Annotated in this window: 23 protein-coding genes; 6 read left to right on the forward strand and 17 right to left on the reverse strand. The window is 45.7% G+C overall.

Annotated features, from left to right (window positions below; all coding sequences use genetic code 11):
- Positions 1-17: 17 nt before the first annotated feature.
- The 5 genes from ACOJRU_RS10905 to cysS form a co-directional block, all read right to left on the reverse strand.
- A complete protein-coding gene (locus tag ACOJRU_RS10905) occupies positions 18-779 on the reverse strand; it encodes an FTR1 family iron permease (RefSeq protein ID WP_421131774.1) in 762 nt (253 codons plus the stop codon).
- Positions 772-1,173, reverse strand: a complete 402-nt coding sequence (locus ACOJRU_RS10910) for a cupredoxin domain-containing protein (RefSeq protein ID WP_421131775.1) — start codon at positions 1,171-1,173, stop codon at positions 772-774. The genes ACOJRU_RS10905 and ACOJRU_RS10910 overlap by 8 nt, the downstream gene beginning before the upstream one ends.
- Positions 1,170-2,471, reverse strand: a complete 1,302-nt coding sequence (locus ACOJRU_RS10915; protein ID WP_421131776.1) for an ATP-binding protein — start codon at positions 2,469-2,471, stop codon at positions 1,170-1,172. The genes ACOJRU_RS10910 and ACOJRU_RS10915 overlap by 4 nt, the downstream gene beginning before the upstream one ends.
- Entirely contained in the window at positions 2,472-3,140 is a 669-nt protein-coding gene (locus ACOJRU_RS10920) for a response regulator transcription factor (protein ID WP_421131777.1), read from the reverse strand. It lies immediately after the preceding gene.
- A gap of 194 nt (positions 3,141-3,334) precedes the next feature.
- Positions 3,335-4,714 carry a cysteine--tRNA ligase gene (gene cysS / locus ACOJRU_RS10925; protein WP_421131778.1) on the reverse strand — a complete coding sequence of 460 codons (1,380 nt, stop codon included), beginning with the start codon at positions 4,712-4,714 and terminating at the stop codon, positions 3,335-3,337.
- Between the two features lie 195 nt (positions 4,715-4,909).
- Between cysS and ACOJRU_RS10930 the strand changes: the two genes are divergently transcribed.
- The 4 genes from ACOJRU_RS10930 (at position 4,910) to ACOJRU_RS10945 (ending at position 8,731) form a co-directional block, all read left to right on the forward strand.
- Positions 4,910-5,404, forward strand: coding sequence for a peptidylprolyl isomerase (locus tag ACOJRU_RS10930; protein WP_421131779.1), 495 nt, complete (start codon positions 4,910-4,912; stop codon positions 5,402-5,404).
- A 67-nt stretch (positions 5,405-5,471) separates the two neighbouring features.
- Positions 5,472-6,200, forward strand: coding sequence for a UDP-2,3-diacylglucosamine diphosphatase (locus tag ACOJRU_RS10935; RefSeq protein WP_421131780.1), 729 nt, complete (start codon positions 5,472-5,474; stop codon positions 6,198-6,200).
- A gap of 124 nt (positions 6,201-6,324) precedes the next feature.
- Positions 6,325-6,939 (forward strand): OB-fold-containig protein, encoded by a 615-nt coding sequence (locus ACOJRU_RS10940; RefSeq protein WP_421131781.1) that lies wholly within the window; start codon positions 6,325-6,327, stop codon positions 6,937-6,939.
- 16 nt (positions 6,940-6,955) lie between these two features.
- Positions 6,956-8,731 carry a flotillin family protein gene (locus ACOJRU_RS10945; RefSeq protein ID WP_421131782.1) on the forward strand — a complete coding sequence of 592 codons (1,776 nt, stop codon included), beginning with the start codon at positions 6,956-6,958 and terminating at the stop codon, positions 8,729-8,731.
- 109 nt (positions 8,732-8,840) lie between these two features.
- Here ACOJRU_RS10945 and ACOJRU_RS10950 read toward each other — a convergent pair whose 3' ends face one another.
- Both ACOJRU_RS10950 and ACOJRU_RS10955 read right to left on the reverse strand, forming a co-directional pair.
- Positions 8,841-10,334, reverse strand: a complete 1,494-nt coding sequence (locus tag ACOJRU_RS10950; RefSeq protein WP_421134756.1) for a S10 family peptidase — start codon at positions 10,332-10,334, stop codon at positions 8,841-8,843.
- Between the two features lie 206 nt (positions 10,335-10,540).
- Positions 10,541-11,173, reverse strand: coding sequence for an ACP phosphodiesterase (locus tag ACOJRU_RS10955; protein ID WP_421131783.1), 633 nt, complete (start codon positions 11,171-11,173; stop codon positions 10,541-10,543).
- 216 nt (positions 11,174-11,389) lie between these two features.
- On the opposite strand from ACOJRU_RS10955, the gene miaE reads away from it, so the two are divergent.
- Together miaE and ACOJRU_RS10965 are read left to right on the forward strand one after the other, a co-directional pair.
- Complete coding sequence (gene miaE / locus ACOJRU_RS10960) at positions 11,390-12,172, forward strand: tRNA isopentenyl-2-thiomethyl-A-37 hydroxylase MiaE (protein ID WP_421131784.1); 783 nt, start codon at positions 11,390-11,392, stop codon at positions 12,170-12,172.
- A gap of 232 nt (positions 12,173-12,404) precedes the next feature.
- Positions 12,405-13,004, forward strand: a complete 600-nt coding sequence (locus tag ACOJRU_RS10965) for a Yip1 family protein (protein WP_421131785.1) — start codon at positions 12,405-12,407, stop codon at positions 13,002-13,004.
- 67 nt (positions 13,005-13,071) lie between these two features.
- Here the strand turns inward: ACOJRU_RS10965 and purF are convergent, their stop codons facing one another.
- The 10 genes from purF to ACOJRU_RS11015 form a co-directional block, all read right to left on the reverse strand.
- Positions 13,072-14,595 (reverse strand): amidophosphoribosyltransferase, encoded by a 1,524-nt coding sequence (gene purF, locus ACOJRU_RS10970; RefSeq protein ID WP_421131786.1) that lies wholly within the window; start codon positions 14,593-14,595, stop codon positions 13,072-13,074.
- 14 nt (positions 14,596-14,609) lie between these two features.
- Positions 14,610-15,098: a CvpA family protein gene (locus tag ACOJRU_RS10975; RefSeq protein WP_421131787.1), complete on the reverse strand. Its 489-nt coding sequence runs from the start codon at positions 15,096-15,098 to the stop codon at positions 14,610-14,612.
- A 131-nt stretch (positions 15,099-15,229) separates the two neighbouring features.
- A complete protein-coding gene (locus ACOJRU_RS10980) occupies positions 15,230-15,835 on the reverse strand; it encodes an SPOR domain-containing protein (protein WP_421131788.1) in 606 nt (201 codons plus the stop codon).
- A gap of 34 nt (positions 15,836-15,869) precedes the next feature.
- On the reverse strand, positions 15,870-17,141 hold the full coding sequence (gene folC, locus ACOJRU_RS10985; RefSeq protein ID WP_421131789.1) for a bifunctional tetrahydrofolate synthase/dihydrofolate synthase: 1,272 nt from the start codon (positions 17,139-17,141) through the stop codon (positions 15,870-15,872).
- A complete protein-coding gene (accD, locus tag ACOJRU_RS10990; protein WP_421131790.1) occupies positions 17,138-17,986 on the reverse strand; it encodes an acetyl-CoA carboxylase, carboxyltransferase subunit beta in 849 nt (282 codons plus the stop codon). Before accD ends, folC begins: the two co-directional genes overlap by 4 nt.
- A gap of 252 nt (positions 17,987-18,238) precedes the next feature.
- Entirely contained in the window at positions 18,239-19,027 is a 789-nt protein-coding gene (gene truA, locus ACOJRU_RS10995) for a tRNA pseudouridine(38-40) synthase TruA (RefSeq protein WP_421131791.1), read from the reverse strand.
- A gap of 61 nt (positions 19,028-19,088) precedes the next feature.
- The gene (locus ACOJRU_RS11000) at positions 19,089-23,165 is read right to left on the reverse strand and encodes a FimV/HubP family polar landmark protein (RefSeq protein WP_421131792.1); all 4,077 of its coding nucleotides are present in this window, start codon (positions 23,163-23,165) and stop codon (positions 19,089-19,091) included.
- A 361-nt stretch (positions 23,166-23,526) separates the two neighbouring features.
- Entirely contained in the window at positions 23,527-24,543 is a 1,017-nt protein-coding gene (locus ACOJRU_RS11005) for an aspartate-semialdehyde dehydrogenase (protein WP_421131793.1), read from the reverse strand.
- Between the two features lie 44 nt (positions 24,544-24,587).
- Positions 24,588-25,757, reverse strand: a complete 1,170-nt coding sequence (locus ACOJRU_RS11010; protein ID WP_421131794.1) for a 4-phosphoerythronate dehydrogenase — start codon at positions 25,755-25,757, stop codon at positions 24,588-24,590.
- A gap of 100 nt (positions 25,758-25,857) precedes the next feature.
- Positions 25,858-26,613 carry a class II aldolase/adducin family protein gene (locus ACOJRU_RS11015; protein WP_421131795.1) on the reverse strand — a complete coding sequence of 252 codons (756 nt, stop codon included), beginning with the start codon at positions 26,611-26,613 and terminating at the stop codon, positions 25,858-25,860.
- Between the last annotated feature and the right edge of the window lie 75 nt (positions 26,614-26,688).

A 26,688-nucleotide genomic window follows, 5' to 3' on the forward strand; every position in this document is an offset into this window, starting at 1 on the left:
CTTTGTGCTCGCAGAACTCATAATAAAGCCCCTTTTTCATGCCGCGTAGTAACCACACTCCTAACGATTAGGGCATAAGCAAACGGCATACTTACCGTCAATAAATACACACTTATATACGCTATGCTTGGTGTTGCCTCATAACCAAATAGTACATTTAATAAATGGCCATATTCACTGTCATCAGCAACCCAATCAGAAGCATCCCACAGCCTTTCGGTAACACCTAAATAATCGATTTGTTCAAGCAGCAGTGTGGCACCGGCAAATTGACCTGCGCAAAACACGCAAAGGGCGCTCAATTTCACGTATGTACTGCGAATAGCGTTCACCAATGAGTGAAGTAATACACTTACGCTTAAACTAATACCTAGCCCAATAATACTGCCCATAATTAAGCTTGTATCAGCGCGTTCAACAGACCAATAAGCAATAGAGTAAATAAGGAAATGGATGGCATTGGTAATGGTGATCCCCACCACTACCAACGTGGCCCAAAGTGATATTCGTTTGCTGTGGGCAATCGCATCACTAATGAATATGCACAAAACGATAAATGTCGCAAAAAGCACTACTGCCTTAATCAATTCAAGCCCCCCTCCCTCGGCGAGCATCGATAAGGCCGCAAGATTCAAGTACAGGCCACAAGCAACAAGTAAACCGAGCGACACGCCTACTAATAAAGGAAACAGTCCAACTTTTGACTGACTAAGCAGTAAACTTACCAGAAGAAATATGGGTAAGGTGTCACGAATAAATAAAATGACAGAGTTAATCATTAGGTAAGCTCGCTTTATTAATATCACTGTCAATACTGGGTGACAATGGGTCGACCACTATCACTTTGCCCACCGCTGAGTTGGGGTGATACTCTCCAAAAAAACCGTATTCGCCAACAGGCAGTGGGCCAATAAAAATAACGCCCCGACTTTCTCCAAAAATCACCTTTTCACGGTTCAGATCAAAGCTGTCTATTTCTTCTGGCGTACTGTCATAATTCACAAACACAAGGCGCACTTTTTTGTGTGCGGGGATTGTCACAGTCTGTGGCGTAAAAAGGTGATTCCGTATTTCGACAACGACCTCAGGCAAAGCAGCGTACGAACGGCTTACTAAGAAGCTATTTAAAAACAACAGGAAATAAAAAAATGTGCGCCGCGAAAAAAGGGTCATTCAAAATCATCCGAATGTGGCAGCGTTACCTGAACCCGCAAACCGCCAAGAGGTGACGTTCCTAACGACACTGTGCCTTTGTGCATCGTAACCACTTGCCCCACTATTGCCAGTCCCAAGCCACTTCCAGTAGATTTATGTTTATCCTCTTTTTGGTCGCGATAGAAACGTTTAAGTACATTTTCACGCTCTTCTGGCGCTATTCCTGGCCCAGAGTCGTCTACCTGAATAACAATATTACCCTCGTGTTTAGCAATCGCTACCTGAATTAGGGCTTCATTGGGCGAGTAAGAACTGGCGTTGGCTATCAAGTTTTGTAAAAGCGTATACAGAGTGAATTCTGTACTCATTAGAAAAACATCATCACCTTGCAGGCTAATTTCTTGCTGCTTTTCTTCTATTTTAGTGTAGATATCGGTAATAACTTTCTGAGCAACGGCAATAACATCAACCCTTCCAAGCTGCATTTTAAAAAGCTCAGGGCTTGTGCGACTTAACAGCAGTATTTGATTAACAACATGAATCATTCTATCTGCATCTTTTTGAATCCGGTCTAGTCCCTCGCGTTCTCCTTCCATAGACGTTGCAAGGTTATGCAAATTAATCTTCATCACACTTAGCGGCGTGCGTAATTCGTGTGCAGCATTAGACGCAAATTGCTGCTCACGTTCAAAGGCATCGTTCAACCGGCTGAACATAGTATTTAGCGTGTCCATAACAGGCTGCAACTCAGTAGGCGTAGACGCTAATGCCACGGGAGAAAGATCTTTACCTTTTCTCCCCGCTAATTTGGTAGAGAGCGTTTTTAAAGGGGACAACCCTTTCGTTACCACTAAAAATATCACCAGTGCCAATAAGGGAACTGCATAGATGAATGGCATGATGGCCGCAACCGTAAGTGATTCGGTCAGTAACACACGGTTATTAAGTGGCTGCGCCACAATAATGATCAACTCACTATTTACCGTTTGTTTATAAACTCGCCAACGCTGGCCGTTAAAATTTCGGTCAGAAAAACCGTTATCTTTAGTTAATGCAGGCAGGTTCTCGGTAATACCGCTATGAGAAACTAAGGTATTATCACGCCATATTTGAAACGCTAAATTATTGCTTGAGAGTTTATTGGGTGGCAGCCCTTCACTTAACGATAACGCATACAAGACACTTTTCAGTTCGTTATCCATAAGTTCGGCTGAAACCGACATTGCCGAACGGTATCCGTGGATAGCGGCATTAAAAATAATGAGTATCAGTGCACTCACCAGAATAAGAGTAAGAAAGCGTCTTATTGACTGCAATTATTGCGTTCCCGACTGAGGGATGGAGTAGCCAACACCACGAATGGTTTTTATAAATTTTTCGGGTAACTTTTTACGTAAATGGTGTATGTGCACTTCGATAGTGTTACTGGCCACTTCTTCACCCCACTCATACAATCGTGACTCTAACTTTTGCTTAGACTGAATACGACCTGCATTCTCCATCAAGGCCTTTAACAGCATCAGTTCACGCCGTGGAAGGGTTACCATGTCATCACCTACACGAAGCTCCAACGTTTGCGTATCAAGAGACACATTACCAATGACAACAATCGACGTTGCTGCAGTGCCCTGCCGACGCTCAATGACTCTTAATCGAGCAAGCAACTCATCGATTTCAAACGGCTTTGGGAGGTAGTCATCAGCCCCTGCATCTAACCCTAGTATTTTATCGGTCGTTTTATCTCTGGCGGTTAAAATAATAACAGGCATGGATTTGCGCGTCTGGCGAACAGATTTCAGCACGTCCAGCCCATCAATATCAGGTAGCCCTAAATCAAGAACGATGAGGTCTATGTGGTCATCAAGTACCGCGTTCAATGCATCTTTACCGCAAAATACGCAGTCAACGGCATGATTCGCTTCACGAAGTGAACGAGAGAGTGCGTCAGATAAAGGCTTGTCGTCTTCAACAAGAAGTATTCGCATAGTGCTCTGATTTACTACATTTTTTCATATTATAGCACCCAAAACTTAAGGTTGTCTTAAGGATACTTTTGGCGCGCAGACTAAAATTGTCATCGGTAATGCACAAAAAAGCCTGCTCGTGGGCAGGCTTTTATATTTCGCGAAGAGTAAGGCTTTAATAAATATTTTAAACCTTGCCGTATTTGCTTATCGGCTTAGTTGCGGCGCCAAGTAGTGCCGCCGGCACCGTCTTCTAGCACAATGCCTTTAGCAGTAAGCGCATCGCGTGCTTGGTCAGCAGCGGCCCAATCTTTAGCGGCTCTTGCATCGTTACGCTGCTTGATCAGCGCTTCAATCTCTGCCACGTCATCATCGTCACTGCCACCTTTTAGGTATTCATCAGGGTCGGTTTGTAACATACCTAAAATGGCACCAAGCCCCTTCAGCACTGCGGCAAGCTTTCCGGCTTGCTCCGCATTGTCCTTTTGGCGATTCAATTCGCGCGCTACGTCAAACAACACAGCAAACGCTTCTGGAACATTTAAATCGTCGTTCATGGCTTCTTCAAAACGCGCTTGGTAACCACCAAAACTAAGCGCAGTGTCGGTATCAACCTTCACATCGCGCAGGGCGGTATACAAGCGCTCTAGTGCCGCTTTCGCTTGAGTAATGTTATCTTGCGAGTAGCTTAACTGACTGCGGTAGTGCGCCGACATTAAAAAGAAACGTAAGGTTTCTGAGTCGTGCTCTTTTAACACTTCACGTAGAGTAAAAAAGTTACCAAGCGATTTCGACATTTTTTCATCGTTCACTTGTACCATACCGGTATGCATCCAAACGTTTACATACTGGGTATCGTACGCACAGCATGACTGTGCAACTTCATTCTCATGATGCGGAAAAATAAGGTCTGAACCACCACCGTGAATATCAAAGTGTGCACCTAGATGCTTGTAGTTCATGGCAGAACATTCGATATGCCAACCAGGACGCCCCTCACCCCATGGCGATGCCCATGCAGGCTCACCCGGTTTGGTAGACTTCCACAAAACAAAGTCTAGCGGGTCGTCTTTACCTGCGGCCACTTCCACACGGGCACCGGCGTTAAGCTGTTCTAAATCTTGCTTACTAAGTTTGCCGTACTCGGGGAATTTACTGACATCAAACAGTACATCGCCGCTTGCTGCTTGATACGCCACGCCCTTTTCCATAAGACGTTCGATAATGGCAATAATCTCGTCCATATGGCCACTTACGGTTGGCTCAACGTCGGGCTCAAGTAAATTAATAGCGGCAAAGTCTTCGTGCATCATGCCAATGGTGCGCGCTGTAAGTGCTTCAAAACTCTCACCGTTCTCATTAGCACGCGCAATAATCTTGTCGTCAATATCAGTAATATTTCTTACGTACTTTACGTCTAAACCAAGGTGGCGAAGATAACGCACTAATACATCGAAGCTCAAATACGTACGGGCATGGCCCATATGACTTAGGTCGTAAACCGTTATACCACACACATACAAGCCCACCTTCCCTTCTTCAAGCGGCACAAACTTCGCTTTTTCACGGGTTCGGGTATTGTAAAGATGTAGCATATCGTATTTTCCTTCGAATTAATTTGGCCGCAAAGTTTAGCATTGTCCGCTGGCAAATGGTAAGCCTTTGCATGCTAATTTCGCCATGATGTAAACCACTTTAGCAGCCATGCGTACAACAAGGGATAATTTCCACAATCTCTGCTTTTGCGCTACCATTGGCGCACAATCATTTGAATACATAAAGGACACATTATGCAGGTTAAATTAACAACGAATTTCGGTGATATCACGTTAGAACTTTTTGAAGACAAGGCGCCAAAAACAGTGGCAAACTTTGTATCTTACGTTGAAGATGGTTTTTACGACAACACGATATTTCACCGTGTAATCAATGGTTTTATGATTCAAGGTGGTGGTTTCACACCTGACATGGACCAAAAAGACACCAAAGCAACTATCGAAAATGAAGCAAATAACGGCGTTGCTAACGAAGTGGGCACCATTGCAATGGCGCGTACCCAAGACCCTCATTCAGCAACTGCTCAGTTCTTTATTAACGTTGGCGACAACACCTTCCTTAATCACACTAGCGAGTCAGTAAACGGCTGGGGATATTGTGCGTTTGGTAAAGTGGTTGAAGGCATGGACGTGGTTGATAAGATCAAAGCCGTTCAGACGGGTAACAACGGTTTCCACCAAGATGTTCCTGTAGAATCAGTTGTCATCGAAAAAGCAGTAATGGCTTAATCGACAGACTGTTACGGCGCTATGCTTCTCGCTAGCGCCCTTCTCCCACCTTTTTAGTAAGCCAACTATGTCTTATACCTACTTCATTGCAGATTTACATTTAAGTGCAGATCGCCCCGATATAACGTCATGTTTAAAAACCTTTTTAAACCATGAAGCAAAAGGCGCAGACGCGCTCTATGTGTTAGGCGATTTATTCGAAGTATGGATTGGAGACGACAATGTTACGCCGTTTAACACCGATATTGCCAATGCGTTTAAGGCAGCCAGCACGCATTGCCCTGTCTATTTTATGCACGGCAACAGAGACTTTGCCATACGCGAAAAATGGCTACAAAAAGCGGGTATGACGCTACTAAAAGAACAAACTGTCGTTGATTTATACGGCACCCCTACACTATTGACGCACGGCGATGAGTTATGCACTCGAGACGTGGCTTATCAAAAGTTTAGAAAGAAGTCTCGTGGGTGGTGGTGGCCTAGGCTTATGTTAGCGTTACCGCTTTGGTACCGGCGTCGGGTGGCTGAAAATGGCCGAGCTGAAAGCAAAGCAAATCAAGCGGCACTTAAACCTGAAATAATGGACGTAACGCCACAAGAAGTGGTTAATGCACTTGAGCATCACAATGTGCAACGCATGATCCACGGCCATACTCACCGGCCAGATATACACGCATTGGTGGCAAACGATAAACCCGCCACTCGTATTGTGTTAGGTGATTGGTACGACCAAGGCAGCGTGTTAAAAGTTACCCCACAAGACATCGATTTACAAAACAGAACGTTTGAACAGTAGCCCCCTCATCAATGGCGCGTTTTCCATTCTGATAATGATGAAACATTGACCTGTATTTACTAGCTTAAATTTTTACCTGTGATATAAATATAAGCGGTTATGAACTGCATCATGGACGGTGAAAATGTTTGATGTTCTCCTCTCTCCTTCAAATTTTTGGTTTAGTATTGCGCTATCAGCCGTAATTTTCGTGTGCTTGCTTGAAGTCGTTAGCATAATGTTTGGCGTTAGTTTACTTGGTCTAAGCGATGATGCCGGCGATATTAATTCAGACGGGTTAATGGGGTCTGAATTCGCCAGCTGGCTCAATATCAATAAAGTCCCGTTTTTAATTTGGTTTATCGTGTTCCTTTCTTGGTTTTGTGCCCTTGGTTTTTTATTAAACGGGATAACCGGTACCCTGCTGAATATCTCCTTACCGGTTTTTGTGTCGGTCGCTTTTGCGAGCGCCTCGGCGTTATTCACAACGTCTAAAACCGCTACAGTTATCGCAGCCGTTCTGCCCAGCATTCAAACTAGCGCCCAAAACAACGACGATTTTGTGGGTGCAGTCGCCACGGTTACCATTGGAAATGCATCTAAAAGCAACCCCGCTGAAGCCAAATTCACAGACAGTTTTTCTCAGCCACACTATGTGTTGGTTGAACCCATCGAAGATAACGCGCTGTTCAAACAAGGAGAGTCCGTTATTCTCGTTAAGAAAGGCCAGCACAGCTGGTTAGCGACTCGCTATCAATAAGTAGAGATATAAACGTATGGATACTATTCAACCTGCAAATTTACCGTCGATATTGTTTCTTGCCGGTATTGTCATTGTTACCCTCATAACGATAGGCCTGATATTCGCCAAGCTTTACACACGCGCAACCAAAGAAACCGCGTTTGTAAGAACAGGGTTAGGCGGAGAAAAAGTCATAAAAGATGGAGGGGCGATTGTTCTTCCAGTTATGCACGAAATTATTCCGGTTAATATGAATACCCTTCGTATTGAAGTGGAAAAAACGCAAAAAGACGCGCTGATCACTAAAGATAGAATGCGTGTTGATGTAAAAGCCGATTTCTACCTTCGCGTGGCACCGAATTCAGACGGTATTTCGATGGCCGCCCAAACGCTTGGCACACGAACCACTCGCGCAGAAGAAGTCAAAAAGCTTATGGAGTCTAAGTTTGTCGACGTATTGCGCGCCGTAGCCGCCGAAATGACCATGACCGAAATGCACGAACAGCGCGCCGATTTCGTGCAAAAAGTGCAACAAAGCGTAGCAAACGACCTTGAAAAGAACGGCTTAGAGCTTGAGTCAGTGAGTTTAACAGGCTTCGACCAAACCGACTTAGAGTTCTTTAATGAGAACAATGCGTTTGATGCTGAAGGTCGTGCTCGCTTAGCGAAAATCATTGAAGAAAAGAAGAAAGAAACCAACGATATTCAACAAGAAAACCGTATTCTTATTGAACAGCGTAATTTAGCCGCAGAGAAGCAATCGCTTGATGTTAAACGTGATGAAGAGGAAGCGCGCTTAACCCAAGAGCAGGTACTGGCATTTAAACGCCAAGAACAAAAAGCGGAAATTGCTAAGCAACGCGAAATGAAAGAACGTGAAGAGCGTGAGGCGGAAATTGCTAAAAATCGTGCTATTGAAGCGGCTGAAATTGAGAAGTCGAGAGAAATAGAAACGCAAGAAATAGCAAAACGTCAGGCTCTTGAACAAGCGCGTATTCGCCAACAGCAAGAAGTTGAGGTGTCAGAACAAGTTAAGCAAATAGCCGTTGCCACGAAGTCAGAAGAAGAATCTGCCGCACGTGCCAAAGCTGCCGAGGCTGAAAAGCAAAAAGTTGAAAAAGAAGAAGCGGTATTAACTGCCCGCTCGGTGGCAGAAGCTGAGCGTAAAAAACAAATTGAAGTTATTGATGCACGCAAAGAAGCAGAACGAGAAGCGGTAAGTATTACCGTTGAGGCAGAAGCGAAACGCGATGCGGCGAAAAATACCGCCGATGCGATACTGACTGAATCAAAAGCAACGGCAGATGCCAAAATGCTGCAAGCAGACGCTGATGAAAAAGTATTAGCGGTTGAAGCGGCGGGTAAACAAGCGCTTTATGAAGCTGAAAACATGCTTAAAAACGAGCAAATCGACCTGCAAAAATCGTTGGCCATGCTTAAGATATTACCTGAGTTGGTGGCGCAAGCGGTGAAGCCGCTTGAAAATATCGAAGGCATAAAAATTCTGCAAGGGTATGGCAGTGGAGCCGGCTCACCATCGGGCACTGGGCAAACGCTCTCTACCGGCGGGCTTGCCGACCAAGTAACACAGGCAGCGCTAGGTTATCGCGCAAACGCCCCATTGGTTGACGCTATGCTAAGAGAAGTGGGAATAGTAAATAGCGAAAATGGTACGTTAGAAGATTTATTAACGGGCAATAGCAGTATTGTGCGTTCACAGCCAGTGCCAACGCCACAAGAAGCATCGGAAGGGGCAGAGGTGTCAGGCACCTCCGAGGCAGCCGATACCTCTGGAACAACGAATAGCTAAACACCGTAAAAGCCAGAAATGACCAATAAAAAAAGGTGCACGATTACGTGCACCTTTTTTATTGTATTAACGCAAAGTATTAAACAATGCGCCTATTCGCAGAAGCGTACTACCGTTTATATTGGGCTGGTACACCTTCACCTGGCAAAGAGGCTTCAATGAATTCCCTAAGGTCTTGGTTTGACTGCTTAAGGTCATCACGACGTAAATACATCATATGCCCACTTCTGTAACCTTTAAAGCTTAAGCGGTCACGCATTCTGCCGCTGTTATCCAATTGCCACATCGTATATTTAGCATCAAAATAATTGGTCGCACCGTCGTAATAGCCCGCTTGTACCATTACATTCAAATACGGGTTTTGTGCCATTGCTAACCGTAGGTTTTCCCCCGTATTATTATTGCTTCTATCCCACGGGTGCACAGGGCCAAACATGTTGTATTTCATGTCGGTTTTGTAGTTTAACTCTTCACGAAGGTAGTAATTTATGGCCGGCGTGAACGAGTGCAACCACGAGGTTAATTCGGCCCAATAATCAGGTCGGTCACCCGACTGTTTTAAGTCTATACCCAAATACCGACTGTCCAATCTACCTAATGTTTTCCCTTCATCGCGAAGCAATGCTTTCCAAAAAAACATGGTGCTTACATCAAGGTTATTCTGCGCAATATCTTGTTCAGACAACCCGGAATAACGCGCCATTTTAGCAAGTACGCTACGTTTCTCTTCAGGGGTAACAAAGCCGCCTTTTGCAAGAGCTGGGATAAGCTCGTTTATGGTGAAGTCTTCAACCTCAGGCAGAAACGCTTCAAGGTCTTTATTCTGTAACTCAGCATCGAGTTTGTTGTGATACCACGCTGCGGCGGCGAAGTAAGGCAAGCGGTTCGCCGCTTTTACCGGGCCGTCACGTTCAATACCGATATCGGTAGGCGACACCAAAATGACCCCGTTCAAATACATCCACTGGCTGTTTTGAAGCTCAAGCGCAAGGCCTGACACACGGGTTGTGCCATAGCTTTCGCCGATAAGATACTTAGGTGAGCGCCAGCGGTTGTGACGGGTAACAAATGTATTTAACCATTCAGCCAGGTACTTTATGTCGGCGTTTACGCCGAAAAACATCTGCTTCTGGCTTTCTTTAGAGGGCAAGTTGCCTTCGCTATCTTCAAGCACACGGCTGTAGCCCGTGTTCACAGGGTTAACAAAAACAATATCAGCCACATCTAATACCGAATATGGGTTAGTCTGCACACCATACGGCTGCACTGGATACCCTTCATCATCAATATTAAGTATACGAGGGCCGGTGTAAGCCACGTGCATCCATACCGAGGCTGAACCAGGGCCGCCGTTGAATGAAATGATCAATGGGCGCGATGCATTATTTTTTACATCAGTGCGTTGATAATACGTATAAAACAACGACGCTACCGCGTCGCCTTTATCGTTCCATACCGGTTGCGTGCCTGTTGTTGCTTTGTATTTTACCCTCTTACCTAAAATTTTCGTTTCATGCTCGGTGATCACGCTAGCATCTATATCAATCGCCCTGCCATGCTCATTCGCATAAGCAATGCTTGCCGTTAAGAACATCACTAGCATGGAAAGGTAAGCCAGCGGTTTGGTTATTGTTTTCGCTATCATAGTGGCATCGTCTTTTTTGTCGTTTTATGTATGTATTGAATGTAGCCAATACGCAATGAATTGTCGTCTATTTCACTATACGCTGTTCTTTAGCAGCGAATAATAGAAACCGCGATGAAGCTACCCTGCCCGTCGACTAAAAACGGTTCTGAGCATGCACACGCTTATTTTTCGCAGCTATGTACTCTCATATGGTCAACAAGTTGTGGGAAAAAAGACAAGAAGCATTGATTAAGCGCATCATGGTGACGCGTAATATCGTTCACACAGTCTGCAAAGCGGTTTTCAAACTTTATTCGTTTTGTCACCATCACGATGGCATTTAGCATGCTGTCTATCTTGGCGTAGTCGCTAAACCAGTCATGCTCAACCATATGCGACACCGTTTTTGACATTCTGTTGGGCATAAGCGGTAAGCCTGCCTCAAGCCGTTGATACGTTTTTTCGCAATGAGTATGAAAACTGACTGACGAAAACAGCGACCAGTGACGTATTAAAAAATGGTCAAACAGCATATCGATAGCTACTGGCGCAAAGCGTTTGGTATGGGCAGAGAATAACGCTTTGGCTGCTTTGATATCCTCGTGACTGTCGGTGAAACGGTCTACCACGTAATGATTATCAAGCGCGCGCTTTGTTTCGGGGCACAAACTCGCAACCTCTACCCCTTTACGAAAGTCGCCCAGCAGGTTTCCGATATGAGACGGGACAGTCGGTTTTGCAAAATAGAGGTGGGCAAAATAATTCATACTATGAGTGTAAGCAATTATACCGCCTAATTCTATGGTAAGCCGCATGCCGCAACACTTATGAGACCACAGCGCCTACTTAGTTTATTAAACTACCGTTAGCCTTGGCACTTAAGCGCTATTGCCACTTGTATGCAACAAGCCCGTTCGGTAGTATTGCCGCCCTAAGAAAACGCACGGTTTACGCAGCGTTTACGGCGTTAGTAACGCGTGTTCCTAACCTTGGCGCCCAAGGTTGTTCGGTTTTATTCAAGAGTATTATTCATGTCTGGTATTTCTATGTCTGAAGTGACGGCCCTGCTGTCACCCGTTAATAACTTTTTGCACTGTGAAACGCCACAGGCCTGGTTAGACGAAGCTAAAAAACCTGAAAACTTGCGAATACTACTTACCGATCATCTCATCTGCGAGTTGAAAGCCGCGCAAAGTGCCATGTACCTTTTACGTCGATATGTTGCCGATAAAGAAACCAGTAACATTCTGTTAGGATGGTTAGAACCCTACGAAGCATTTACGTATCGTCATGAGGGTGACTGGCAATCTCTTAACACTAAAAATCTATCAAAAAGCATCTTTAAAACAGACGGATTAGACGACGTTAAGAAAGACATGCTAAATAAAATGGTGATGCTAATTAAAGAAGAGCTTCATCATTTTTATCAAGTGCTAGAAATTATGCATGCACTGGGCTTTGACTATAAATCGGTAACCTCTAGCCGATACGCCAACGGTTTACTTCGCCATGTTCGCACTTACGAGCCAGAGAAGCTTGTCGATAAGCTAATATGTGGTGCCTATATTGAAGCCCGTTCTTGCGAGCGTTTTGCGAAGTTGGCGCCCTATGTATCTAGCGAGTTAGGCGCGTTCTATATCTCACTACTGCGCTCTGAAGCGAGACACTTTGAAGACTACCTAACCCTTGCTGCTGAAATATCGAAAGACGATATTCAAACGCGTGTTATGCACTTTGGCGAAGTAGAAAAGACCTTAATTGAAACCCCTGATGCGTTATTTAGGTTTCACTCGGGTACACCTGAAGCGGCATAAGCGTTACCCTCCTCTTTCTTCGTGCAGCGCAAGATAGCGCTGCCAAGCCCCTTTTCCCCAACAAAATCTAAAAAGCCTAAAAAACAACCATAAAGATCGATTTTTATACAGATTTTCGTTGACGCGCCTTCGCTCCTGTAGCAGACTGAATTTGTAAACATTTTGTTAACAAATTAAGAATTTCAATTTCTGACTATAATTATAAGTACGCAGGTTAAAAGGCGGAACGGCTATGATCTTAAACCATCTCATCGGTATTTATACTCACCCTCGTGAAGAGTGGCAGGATATTGATACTAAACATGAAACCTATTTTTATGCGTTAAGTCACATTGCGATCATCGCGCTTATCCCCTCTATCGTTGCTTATTATTCAAGTGCGCATACCGGCTGGAGCATTGGCGCAGGCGACGTTATTCGTCTCAGCGAAAGCAGCGCAACTATCATGGCTATAGGTATGTATTTCGGCTTAGTGGCTGGCGTGGTTGGGCTTGCCGTGCTTGTTCACGAGTTAGCAAAAGCGTTCGACGCCACGCCCACTTATACCCAGTCTTTAGAGCTGGCCGCTTATACCGCAACGCCGCTGTTTATGGTTGGATTTGCAGGGCTTTATCCCGAACTATGGGTGCTGATGACAGCACTGTTGGTCGGGGTGTCGTATTCCGTTTACCTTTTGTATTCGGGCGTACCTATTCTTATGCACATGCATGAAGACAAAGGCTTTATTTACTCAAGCTCGGTAGTAACGTGCGGGTTGGTGTTGCTGGTTATATTAATGACGGGCTCAGTGCTGGTTTGGGGTTTATCGGGTGGCCCGGTGTTTGTGCATTAATCACATTTTTTCTTTATAAAAAAAGCCGCTAATAAGCGGCTTTTTTAGTGTTTAATGTCTTAACAACTTAATCGTTGTTATCCATATTATATACATCTAAGTTAGTAAGCTCAGCTTGCACCACAGGTGCATTGCGTGACTGCTCGCCGCGAGACTGGTCAATACGCTCAAGGTATTCCTGGTTCACATCAGCAGTAATGTAGTTGCCATCGAATACTGACGTTTCGAAACGTTGAATGGCGTCATTTTCTTCACGAACCGCTTCAACCAAGTCAGAAATATCTTGGAAGATAAGGCCATCGGCTTGAATAAGCTCTGCAATCTGGTCAATTTCTCTTCCGTAAGCGATAAGCTCGTTTGCAGAAGGCATATCGATACCATACACATTCGGGAATCGAATCTCTGGTGCAGCCGATGCAAAGTAAACTTTCTTGGCTCCCGATTCACGGGCCATTTCGATGATTTGCCCTGACGTAGTACCGCGTACAATCGAGTCATCAACCAACAGTACACTCTTACCTTTGAACTCAGACGATATTGCATTCAGTTTCTTGCGCACTGACTTTTTACGCATTGTCTGACCAGGCATAATAAAGGTGCGACCAATATAGCGGTTTTTAACGAAACCTTGGCGGTAAGGTAGTTCTAATGTATTGGCAATTTGCAGTGCCACATCCATTGATGTCTCCGGAATAGGAATGACAACATCAATATCTAAATCAGACCATTCACGCTTAATTTTTTCGCCCAACTTACGGCCCATGTTCACGCGCGACGCATAAACCGATATACCGTCAATAAAGCTATCTGGACGTGCGAAATAGACAAACTCAAAAATACACGGTGAGGTAACTGGGTTCTCTGCACACTGCTTGGTATGCAATTCACCGTCTTCGGTAATGTAAACCGCTTCACCCGGGGCTACATCGCGAATGAACTGGAAGCCTACAGCGTCAAGTGCCACGCTTTCAGATGCAACCATCCACTCTTCACCCATTTCGGTCATACGCTTACCTAACGCAAGCGGACGAATACCGTGTGGGTCACGAAAGGCGACAATCCCTTGACCGATAATTGCGGCCACTACGGCATAGGCACCACGGATCTTTTTGTGCACTTTAGTCACAACTTCGAAAATATGGTCCGGCGATACCGTTAACCCTGCAACTTGTTGAAGCTCATGGGCGAGAATATTTAACAATAACTCTGAGTCAGACGTTGTATTAATATGTCTGCGCGCAATCTTAAAGACTTCTTCTTGAAGTTCATGCGCATTCGTCAGGTTACCGTTGTGCGCAAAAGCAATACCAAACGGTGAATTGACATAGAACGGCTGGGCTTCAGCTGAGCTAGATGTTCCTGCAGTAGGATAGCGCACGTGCCCTATCCCCATATTTCCAGATAAACGCTTCATATGACGCGTATGGAAAACATCGCGAACCAAACCGTTCGCTTTGCGCAGATTAAACATATTCTGGTCGATAGTCATGATACCAGCAGCATCCTGCCCACGGTGTTGAATGACCGTCAAACCATCATAAAGTGACTGTGCTACGGGCGTTTTACCAACTATTCCGACAATACCACACATGTGCGTTACCTATTTCAAGCGGGAGTTAAGAAACTGGAGCTGTCTTTTACAAACGTAAAAAACCACTCAATAATGACACCAAACTCGGGGATCAACACCGAAGTTTGCCACCACTGCGACGACGCAGCACTGGTGAAAGTATCCATAAAAAAGAGTAAGGCGCTTACGATGAGTACACCACGAAGCGCACCAAATACAATTCCAAGGGCTCTATCTGTACCAGAGAGACCGCTTATCTGGACAAGTTGTCCAATAGCGAAATTAAGCATTCCGCCCAAAATGAGGGTAGTAACAAAGAGGGCTGCTATTGCTGCACCATTTTTTATATATGTATCGTCAATCGCCGTAAAATAAACGGCTAACTCGGCATAGAAGTTACTGGCGACAAACAAAGCAGCAAACCAAACTACCAGTGAGATGGCTTCTTTAACAAACCCTCTTATGAGGCTTATTAAGGTAGATACCGCTATGATACCCAGTATGGAAAAGTCTACCCAGTTCATCGTCTCTTCATTGCGTTGTCGTTGCTTAGCATTTTATAGCAACATGCCTGTGGCGAGATGGCGCGCATTCTAACAGAAGCTTCAAAGATTACCAGTATGTAATTGTTTAGTAGGTGTGCAATGTGTAAACATTACCCCACCTTGAACGTTGTCACTTTACCGCGCAAATCCGTTAGCTCTTTTAAATGAGGCAGTGCTGCTTCAAGTTTCTTTTTATCGAGATCAGGGCCAACAAATACTTTATTCAAAGGCCCAGAGCTTGTTTGAATACGACGGCTGAATGCACGATACCCTGCTTTTTCCAATTTGGATAATAGGCCTTTTACATTTTTTTCATGCCTAAAGCTGCCTAGTTGAATAACCCATCCCGCGTCATCTTCAGCGGTGGCAGGCGCATCAACCACCGTTTGATTCGCTAAGTCATCGGCATCTTTGTCTACTTCAGTGATGGTGTCGTTTACTGCCACCTCTGCTTCAACAATGGTGCGAGTTTCAGGCACGTCGTCTAGCGCAACGTCGTTGGTGATCTCAACAGGGCGCTGCGACGCATTAGCGACTCGCTCTGATGGGAAAGGCTCTGGCTCTACTATTGGCTTTTTCTGTGGCGGAGTAGGAACCGAAACAAAAGGTTCTTTATTAGTTTCTTTCTTGCCATTTAAAAAGTCGGGTAAGAAAATGACCGCTAGCGCCACAACAATTATGGTGCCCACTAGTCTGTTCTTTAAGGCCGATGTCACATTACTCTCCTGTCTACAAGGACTTATATTGTAATTATTCCAGTACGTCAGCAACGGTAACAAAGGAACCGAAAACTAAAATGAGTTCTCCGTCTTTGTAATCTTCACGTGCGTTAGCATAAGCTTGTCTCACGCTGTCGCATGTAACAATGGCGTTAGCATCAACCCCTACCTGTGTCAGCGCATCACTAAGCACCGCAGCATCACAGCCTCGCGGGCCTTGCGTAGTGGCGGTATACCACTGTGCAGGTAATGATGACAGATTAGACAGGGTTTCAACAATCGATTTATCTTTTAACATGCCAACGACCGCACGTATTTTGGTTGCATCATAATGTGCTAACCATGCCGCCATGGCAGCCGTTGCTTGTGGGTTATGCGCAACATCAACCACCACTAATGGCGATTCGCTGATTTTTTGTTGGCGACCAGGCATCTGAATACGCTTAAGTATATCTACCAAGGCATCGTTATCTGGGAGCATATCAATGCATTCAAGTGCTGCCAAGGCTGTAGAGGCGTTCTGAACCGGAATATTCGGTGTCGGCAGCGCTGAAAATGCATGCTGACGCCCCTTCCAAGACCACGTGCCATTGTCACTGTCTTGGCCGTATAGAAAATCTTGCGTTGCCCATATTGCGTTGGCGTTCAGTGTTTTAGCAGCATCGTAAAGCGACGCAGGAGGATAAAGGTCGCCAATAACTGCTTTGCCGTTGGCCCGCAAGATACCGGCTTTCTCTCGTGCTATTTTCTCACGAGTATTACCCAGCCAATCTTGATGGTCTAAATCGATAGTCGTGATAACCGATAAGTCTGGGTCGATAATGTTGGTGGCATCAAGCCGCCCCCCTAACCCAACTTCTAAAATCGCGACGTCAACCTGCCATTCTTGCATCATTTTTATCGCAGCTAGGGTACTGAACTCAAAGTACGTGAGGCTTATATCGCCACGGCTTTGCTCAATCGCTTCAAACGCGTCACAAAATGCACTTTCTTGCGCCAGTTCGCCGTTTAACCGAACGCGCTCGCGATACGTCAATAAATGAGGAGAACTATATACAGCAACCGACTTGCCTTGGCCAATTAACGCTTGCTCAAGAAAACAACAGGTGGTGCCTTTACCGTTTGTGCCAGCAACGGTGATAACGAGCGCATGGTCGAGGTGCAAAGACATATTGTCTGCAACAGCGTTTACTCTGTCCAGGCCCATGTCGATAGAGGTAGGGTGAATAGACTCAAGGTAATCGAGCCATTGGCCCAGAGAACGTTGCTCAGGGCCACTTTCGTTATTATGTTTTATAGTCACTTATTCTTATGATGCAGCTTGGTTAACAAGCCGTGTAATCTATCACGCATATCTCTGCGGTCAACAATCATATCAATAGCGCCCTTTTCAACCAGAAATTCACTGCGTTGAAAACCTTCAGGTAACTTTTCACGCACGGTTTGCTCAATTACGCGCGGACCGGCAAAACCGATAAGTGCTTTTGGCTCTGCAACGTTCACATCACCTAGCATGGCCAAGCTCGCCGACACACCACCCATCGTAGGGTCGGTTAGTACCGAAATATACGGCAGGCCTTTTTTGCTCATTTTCGCAAGTGCTGCAGAGGTTTTCGCCATTTGCATAAGCGACATAAGTGCTTCTTGCATACGCGCGCCACCGCTTGCTGAAAAGCAAATTAACGGCATATTGTGTTCTAAACACGCATTAACGGCCGCCACAAAACGCGCGCCCACTACTGATGCCATCGACCCGCCCATAAAGGCAAACTCGAAACACGCCACCACCACAGGCATACCTTTCAGCTTGCCTTGCATAACAACCAATGCGTCTTTTTCATTCGTCGATTTTTGCGCCGCAACAATACGGTCTTTATAGCGTTTAGAATCTTTAAACTTCAGAATATCTTGAGGTTCATGCTCTGCGCCTAATTCCACGCGATCGCCTTCATCTAAAAAAGCGTCAATGCGTCGGCGAGCCGTAATACGCATGTGATGATCACATTTAGGACATACTTCTTGTAGTTTTTCTAATTCACTTTTATAAAGCACCGACTGGCAAGAACCACACTTTGTCCATATACCTTCAGGCACGTTGCCTTTCGTCGATGTTTGCGTACGCGGAAGAATTTTTTGAATCCAGCTCATGAAAAATGAATCCCTTGTTTTTTAGCGCACTGGCGGTGTTTTTAGTTCGACCTTATTACCAGTACTGCATGAATGTCTGAGTTACTGCCCGAAATGCCAATTAAAAAGCGCGACATAACAGTATAACCACTTAATATAGCGCGCTATTAGACCACAATACAGGAAAATGGAAAAAACAAAACTGGTCTAAGAAGTTGGTATGCGAACGCTGACGTGCGTTCGCAGGCTCACATACCCTATGCGCGCTGTCTATTATTCAGGCAAAAACAACGGACCAAGCGCGTGCGTTGGCAAATTAAAGTGTTCAGGGTACGTGACATCGACAAGATACAGCCCATTTGGTTTTGCTGTGGCCGCCGCTTTGCTTCTATCTTTTAGCGTAAGTAACTCGGCAATCCATTCAACAGGTTGCTCGCCTGCCCCAATATCTAATAGCGAACCGGTAATATTTCGCACCATATGGTGAAGAAAAGCATTGGCTTTGATATCAAGAACAACATAACGCCCGTAGCGATAAACACTCACATCGGTTACGTTACGAAATGGGGTTTTACTTTGGCATAGCGATGCGCGAAACGAGGTAAAATCTTGTTCGCCGAGAAGCGCTTGCGCTGCTTCGTGCATTTTGGCTTCGTCGAGGTGACGGTGTTCGTGCGTCACTCCATTATGCAAAATAGCGGGGCGCATTCTGTCATTATGAATCACGTAACGGTAGCGACGGTGCGTGGCTGAAAAGCGAGCATGAAACTCACTATCAACCTCTTTTACCCAGGTTACGGCAACAGAATCAGGAAGATTGGCGTTAACACCTAACGTCCAGGCGCGTGCCGGACGCTCAATGTCGCAATCAAAATGTACAACTTGGCCTGTTGCATGAACACCTGCATCAGTGCGGCCAGCGCACTGAACTTCAATAGTAGTGTTGGCAACGATAGACAGTGCCTTTTCAAGATGTTCCTGTACGCTGGGCACTTCTCGTTGGCGTTGCCATCCAAAAACGGCCGCCCCATCATACTCAACGCCTAAGGCAATTCGCCCCATGGTCTACTTACCCTCGAAATGAAAAGTCGGTAAGTTTAGTCGCACATAAAACAAGTTGCAATTACCCTATCGACTTCAAAATTTCATCCGCTTCTTTTTTCTGCTCGTCACTGCCTAACGTCATCACTTCTTCAAGCAGTTCTTTTGCAGAATCAGCATCATCCATTTCAATGTATACACGTGCTAAATCGAGGTTTGCGTTTTGACCTGCATCTTTATCAATGTCGATGACATCGTCATCATCGCTTACGCCGGTAAAGTCAGAAAGACTTACATCTAAATCAAGCTCGGCATCATCGGGATCTATATCGTTTTCATCGTCGCCGTCGTTAATAAGCGCGTCAACATCAAGGAAGTCCTCTGGCGCAACTTTATCATCGCTTCCAGCTTCTGTTGGTGCAACATCGCTTAATAACGCTTCTAAGTCTAAATCAGGGTTATCTAGCTTCATCGACGGCGCGTCTGCGTCATCTGATACTGGCTCAGGAGCACTATCTTGGCTACCCTCAACCATGTCGCTATCTTCACCTTCAATCGGTAGCGAAACGTCTTCACTGTCAGCGTCGATGGACTCGAGGAGCTCATCGAACTCTGCGCCTTCTAGCTCGTTGAAGATTTCATCTTCGTCGATATCATCATTTTCATGCCCCGATAACCAGTCGTCTAACCCAGGCACATCTTCCAGTTCGCTGATATCGTCACCAGACTCAGCGCTTTCTTTATCACTCTTGGGCTGTGAGGGCTGGGCTTCTGCGTCTGGCTCAACACCATCTACCTCTTGCGCTAATGAAAAGTCATCGACGTCGTCAAACGCACTATCAAGTATGCTGTCATCAAAGTCATTCTCATCGGCGTCGCCATCGTCTTCCTGAGCGTCGCTGCTCTCGTTCAAAGATGTCTCGTCTACTTCGCCAAATGACGGGATGTCGTCCATCATTTGTTTGTCGAACGCTTCGAGCGCGTCATCAAGCGGGTCTGGGCTGTCAGTTTCTAGCGCGCTGTGTGTGTCAGTGTTTTCATCATTTTGCTGAGCATCCGGCGCAGCAACCTCTTCTGCGCTATCTACATCCTCATCGGCGGCAAGCGCATCGTCGGCGTCTTCAGCCTGCTCTGGCGTCAAATCTGGCTCATCAGCATTTTCAGTTTCAGGCGTTAGCTCAGCTTCAGGCTCGGGCTCTACCTGGGGCTCTAACTCAATGTCCGGCTCTGCTGCTAGCTCGGCATCAAGCTCAGCCATTAATTCTTCAGCTAACGCGTCATCTATGTCGTCTTCAGAAGTAAGCTCATCATCAGTCGCATCTTCCGTAGCGTCTTGTGTGGCATCTTGTGCAGCATCTTCTTCAGCGGTTTCTAGGGCTTCCTCTTCAGGAACTTCTTCAGGAGCTTCAGATTCCGTTTCTTCCTCAGCATTAAGCTCGCTTTCTGGTTCAGCTTCTAGCTCAATATCTGGCTCTGCTGCTAGCTCGGCATCAAGCTCAGCCATTAATTCTTCAGCTAACGCGTCATCTATGTCGTCTTCAGAGCTAAGCTCATCATCAGTCGCGTCTTGTGTGGCGTCTTGTGTGGCATCTTCTTCAGCGGTTTCTGGCGCTTCCTCTTCAGGAGCTTCTTCAGGAGCTTCAGATTCCGTTTCTGAATCAGCATCAAGCTCGCTTTCTGCTTCCGCTTCAGGTTCTAATTCAGCCTCTGGCGCTGCGTCTGTTTCGCTTTCTGACTCTAGTTCGGCCTCAAGCTCTGAGAGTAATTCGTCGGTAAACGGGTCGTCTAAGTCTTCCGCGTCGTCTGTTTCCGCTTCGTCTGTTTCGGCTTCGCTTTCACCTTCACTTCCATCTTCGCTTAGTGCTTCCTCTGTCTCGCTTTCTGGCTCTAGCTCAGCCTCAAGCTCTGAGAGCAATTCGTCGGTTAACGGGTCGTCTAAGTCTTCCGCGTCGTCTGTTTCGGCTTCGCTTTCACCTTCATTTCCATCTTCGCTTAGTGCTGCGTCTGGCTCGCTTACTGGCTCTAGTTCGGCCTCAAGTTCTGAGAGTAATTCGTCGGTTAACGGGTCGTCTAAGTCTTCCGCGTCGTCTGCTTCGGCTTCGCTTTCACCTTCACTTCCATCTTCGCTTAGTGCTTCGTCTGTCTCGCTTTCTGGCTCTAGCTCAGCCTCAAGTTCTGAGAGCAATTCGTCGGTTAACGGGTCGTCGACGTCCTCGTCGAACGTGGCGTCACCGCTTAACGCGTCGTCTTCGTTATCAATGATTTCTTCATCTTCAGCTTGAAGCTCAGCAATCAAATCATCAGATAATGGGTCTGAAAAGTCGTCGGCATTCTCAATGTCGTCAACGTCTATCTCATCGAGGTCATCGACAATATCGTCTAAGCTTTGGATCGACTGTGGTGACGCCGAGCCCGTAGATACTTCATCGTCATCTTCATCATCTAACGACTCTTCACCTAACCCGCCCATCATTTCAATTTGCTCGATTTCGTTAAGCAAATCGTCTGTTATTCTGTTTAGCTCTTGATTCTGTTCATTAATTTCATCATCAAGCTTCTCAAGCATATCCTCATCGATAAGATCATCTTTGCTGTCGAGCTCATCGGTCAGCGTTGGCTCTGCGCTATTGGCTTCCAATAAATCATCAATATCAATTTCAGGTGTGTCGTCTTCATCTTCAACACTGGGTAGTGAAGGCGCTTCATCTTCTTGCGCCTCAGCGGGCGCGGCTTCGGCCGACTGGACATCATTGAGAATATCGTCAATATCAAAATCATCAACGTCGGTGCTGTCGCTACTGGCGTCGGCATCTGCAGGCTGCACATCATCAGCACTCGCATCGGCCTCTGGCGCATCATCGGCATCAGTGTCGCCTTCAAACTCGCTTAAAATGTCTTCATCATCGTCGCTCGATAAATCGAACCCTTCTAAATCACTTTCCTCATCACTGGATAGCACGCTGTCTGACAAATCGTCGTCATCGAATAAGCTGTCTAAGTCACTTTGGTCAAGCTCATCAGCGCCTGACTCAAATAAATCATCAGAGTCATCGCCGGGTACTAACATGTCGTCGTCTAAATCGGTGAACGATTCTAACTCGCTGTCTAAATCGTCATCGAGTTCAGAGGTGAGAACATCGTCAAGAAGCTCGTCGTCGTTAAACAGTTCATCATCGGATAAGTCGCCACCGTCATCGAGGTCGGGCACCATCGTGGAAGAAAGGTCATCAATGTCACTATCTGGAATAGGTACAGTGTCGCTAGTTTCTTGCACTGGCGCAGGCTGTGGCGCATCCGATGGCTTGCGTTTCAACAACCAAGCAATAAGCCCACCTACAAGTAATAATGTAAGAATACTTGAGCCAATAATCATACTCATTGGGCTGGTCAGTGCTTTTAATATAGATTGATCATTCTCTACTTCACGGGCAGCCTGATCGGCTTTGATCATATCAAGCAGTTCTTGTTGCAGTGCAACCTGCATGTCTAGTTGTGCGCTTACATCGCCTTCCACTTGATTACGTAGGTTTTCAAGCTCGGTATTTACGGCGTCTACTCTGTCGTATAATTTTTTATTTTCATTAAGTAACGCCTGAACGTTGTCTAACGAAGCAGAAAACTGCATTCGTAACTCATCAAACTGACGAGTTTGTTCAGCGTCTAGGCGCGTAATTTTTTGTTCTATGTTGTTTTGTGTTTCGCTAAGGTCGTTTTGATTAACAAGCGGTGAAGCGGGCTTTATATTGCGCACACTGGCGCCAGGTTCATTAGCAATTTCGGCAAAACGTCTGTCGTCTTGCTCTGCGCGCATCCGCGCTTTTTCTGCGTCTATTCGCGCGATATACCGTTCAGAGGGAAGTTTTAATACTGCACCGTTTACCAGTAAATTCAGGTTACCGTTTTCGAACGCGTCGGGGTTTAATTCATAAATTGCGGCCATGACCTGATAAACAGATAAATTATTGTTTTGTCTGTAGCGGTCAGCAATACGCCATAACGTATCTTGAGAATCTATTGGGCCATATTCCAGACCAGAAAATTGCGTCGTGGCGTCTTTAGGGCCTCTTAACTGCGTAGCGGTTTCCTGAGCATGGACATTAAAATGGGGGGCTGACAAAAAAAACGTCAGAAGAAGTAAGCCCGTCAAATGCAGTTTCATAGCGTTCCTATATGCCCTCAAGCGTCATTCCTACTTGCACGTAGGCCTTCATAGTTTGTGCACTATCTTTATAATTACGCGGTGCAAAACCTTATTCTTATCGTATGGAATTGCTCATAAATGTATAAGCAAAACCAGCGCAGTGTTACGTTTTATATGTCGCTGACCTGCAACAATACCCTACTTTATAAGCGCCTCGCCACACATTGCTTACATACTGTATTAACAAAACTATAAACCAGTTAACGTAGGCAATCTAGCTAGCACTATGTATTTGTTGAATATCGTTATATTTTGTTATCGGCGGCCAGATAAAAATGTTTACCTATCTGGCCACTTTTGCAGGTGTTATACCCTAATTTTACAAATAATCTTTAATCAATGTCTCTGCAATTTGAATGCTATTAGTGGCAGCACCCTTACGAATATTGTCAGACACTACCCATAAATTCAGGCCACATGGGTGCGTAATATCGTTTCTAATACGCCCTACGTGCACCATATCGTTACCACTGGCACTTGATACTTGTGTCGGGAATTGCTCAGCGCCTTCATACACGGTAACGCCCGGTGCGTCGGCGAGTAACTGCTTTACCTGTTCAGCGTCAATTGGCGAACGCGTTTCTAAGTGTATTGCCTCGGCATGCCCGTAAAAAACAGGTACACGTACCGCCGTTGCATTGACTAATATACTGTCGTCGCCCATGATTTTCTGTGTTTCCCACACCATTTTCATTTCTTCTTTGGTATAGTCGTTATCTTGAAAATCATCAATTTGCGGAATAACGTTAAACGCAATTTGGCGGCTGAATGCATCTGGCTTTACTTCTCTTGCATTAAGCAGCCCAGCAGTTTGTTTCGCCAATTCTTCCATTGCATTTTTGCCCGCCCCCGAAACAGACTGGTAGGTAGCCACGTTAATACGATCTATACCAACGGCATCTTGAATAGGCTTAAGCGCTACCATCATTTGAATGGTTGAGCAGTTGGGGTTCGCGATAATATTGCGGTTTCGAAAATCAGCTAAATCGTGCGCGTTTACTTCTGGCACGACTAACGGAATATCGGGGTCATAACGATAGTGTGAGGTGTTATCGATAACAATACACCCTTCACTTGCCGCAAGCGGCGCGTATTGCTCAGAGATGCTGCCACCTGCTGAGAAAAAACCAAATTGCACTAACGACCAATCAAAGTCATCTGCATCAAGTACTTCTATCTCTTCGCCCTTAAATGAAACGGTAGTGCCTGCTGAACGCTTACTGGCCAGTGGATACAGACGGTTGATTGGGAAACCGCGCTCGGCGAGTAGTTCAATCATTGTTTGGCCTACTAAACCTGTTGCTCCTAATACGGCAACATCAAAGGCTTGTGACATAGTATGGTGTACTCCTTTTACTGATAATTCGTTGTTAACCGCAATTATACGGTATGGCCAACAAAGCCAAACCCTAATTGCATAAGTGTTTGCAGCGACGGCACCGACAGTTCCGACGCCGTTTTAAGTGTGTATGCGGTGCATTCTCGTCTAATACGATACTTCTTGCGCAATGAAGCAAATGTGCTGGCCACATCAATGTCGGCAGAAGCTAGTGCTTCTCTCATTTTTTTGTCATCGTCGGCAATATTATAAACACTAAGAAACAGCTGAGCGATATCATTAATATCTACCATTTGTGATGAGGTAGCAGAGAACGCCACCGCTTTTTCTGGAAGCGTGTCTAAAAAGTCGTTGAGGCTTTTTGTAATCGGTTTACCTAGCCGCGTGGCGATTTGCTCATAAATAATTTGCGTACCGCGCACCTTCCCTTCTACTGAATGCCCTGCAATGTGAGGGGTAACCAGCCAGCAATGCGTTAGCAAATCGAGGTTTATTGACGGTTCGTTGTTGAATACGTCAAGTACCACGGTGGGCGCATTACCTTGTTTAAGCCTGGCAAGCAATGCGGCCTCGTCGATAACCTCACCGCGACATGCATTAATAAGCAGCTGACTACTTGTTAACGAGGCCAGAACCTGTTCATTGATTAAGTTGCCGGTAGCGTGAGGGCCTGACGGCACAAACGGCACATGAAGCGTAATAACGTCGCACTTTAGAATTTCTTCAAACGAACAGAAATCCCGTTTATCGCCTGCCGCCTGTAGAGGGGGGTCGCACAGCTTTACGTTAATGCCAAGGGCAAGTAGCCGCGCGCTTAGCGCACTCCCTACATGGCCTGCACCAACAATGCCTACCGTAACGTTAGGCAACGACAGTTTTTGGGCAAGGTGAGCATTAAATAGCGTACTTAGTACATACTCTGCAACGGCAACGGCATTACACCCGCCTGCATCATCCCACGCAATTCCACTCTCATTTAAATAGCGTCCGTCGATATGGTTCGTACCCGACGTGGCGGTTGTCACAAACGACAGCGACGACGCGTTACTCAATAACGCAGCATTTATTTTGGTCGTAGAACGAATCGCCATAATGTCGGCATCTGCGACATCTTCTGGGGTAAGCGACTGCCACGCATAGCGTGTTACATCAGCCAATTCGCTTAAGTATTCATATCCGAATGGAATTGTGTCTTCGAAGAGTATTTTCATGGTGCTAAGTTTACCCCAATATTGGCAATTAGTAACCTTAGCACCACAATATATTACGGGGGGGTTATCTTCCCCTTATCTTGCAGCGTATTTTTTTATTTTACGCATCGAAACCGGGGAAACGACGCTCAACCCGGCGCTTTATGCCAGGCCATGCCAGCGCACCACCTGCTTGCTTAGTTACTTCAGAGGCTTGTGCACGAATGCCCGCTAAAATAGCCGAATGAATGGGGATCATAGGCTGCCCCGTTGCTTGTGCTTTCAACTGAATTTCGCAGGCGCGCTGCATGATGAACATAAAAAGAAATGCATCAGAAATAGTGTCTGCGCAGGTAAGCAGACCATGATTACGCAAAATCATAAACTGAGTTTCGCCTAAGTCTCGTACTAATCGTGCTTTTTCATCTGGATTAAGCGCAACCCCTTCATAAGCATGGTAAGACAGCGACGCTAAGGGAAACAAAGATTGTTGCGAGTACGCTTGTAACCCGTCTTCTAATGTAGATACGGCTACCCCTTCAGTGGTATGAAGATGCATCACACACTTCGCATCATCTCTTGCTTCATGTACGGCGCTGTGGATTGTAAACCCTGCTGGATTGATATCGTAATCACTTTCCATCACTTTATTACCGTGCAAATCGACTTTTACCAAGCTAGACGCCGTTACTTCGTCGAACATCATGCCGTAAGGGTTGATTAGAAAATGGTGGTCTGGCCCCGGTACACGTGCAGAAATATGCGTAAAAATAAGGTCATCCCAGCCATACATAGCCACTGCCCGGTAGCAGGCAGCCAAATCGACACGGGTTTGCCATTCGGCTTCTGATACTTGTTGTTTTACTGATTCAGTCATTACACTCTCCACACTTAGTTTTCTCTACCTTACTGGCAAAATCATCGGTACACTGTCGTAAATACGACATTGTAA

This window comes from Alteromonas algae (assembly GCF_049117195.1).
Taxonomy (GTDB): domain Bacteria; phylum Pseudomonadota; class Gammaproteobacteria; order Enterobacterales; family Alteromonadaceae; genus Alteromonas.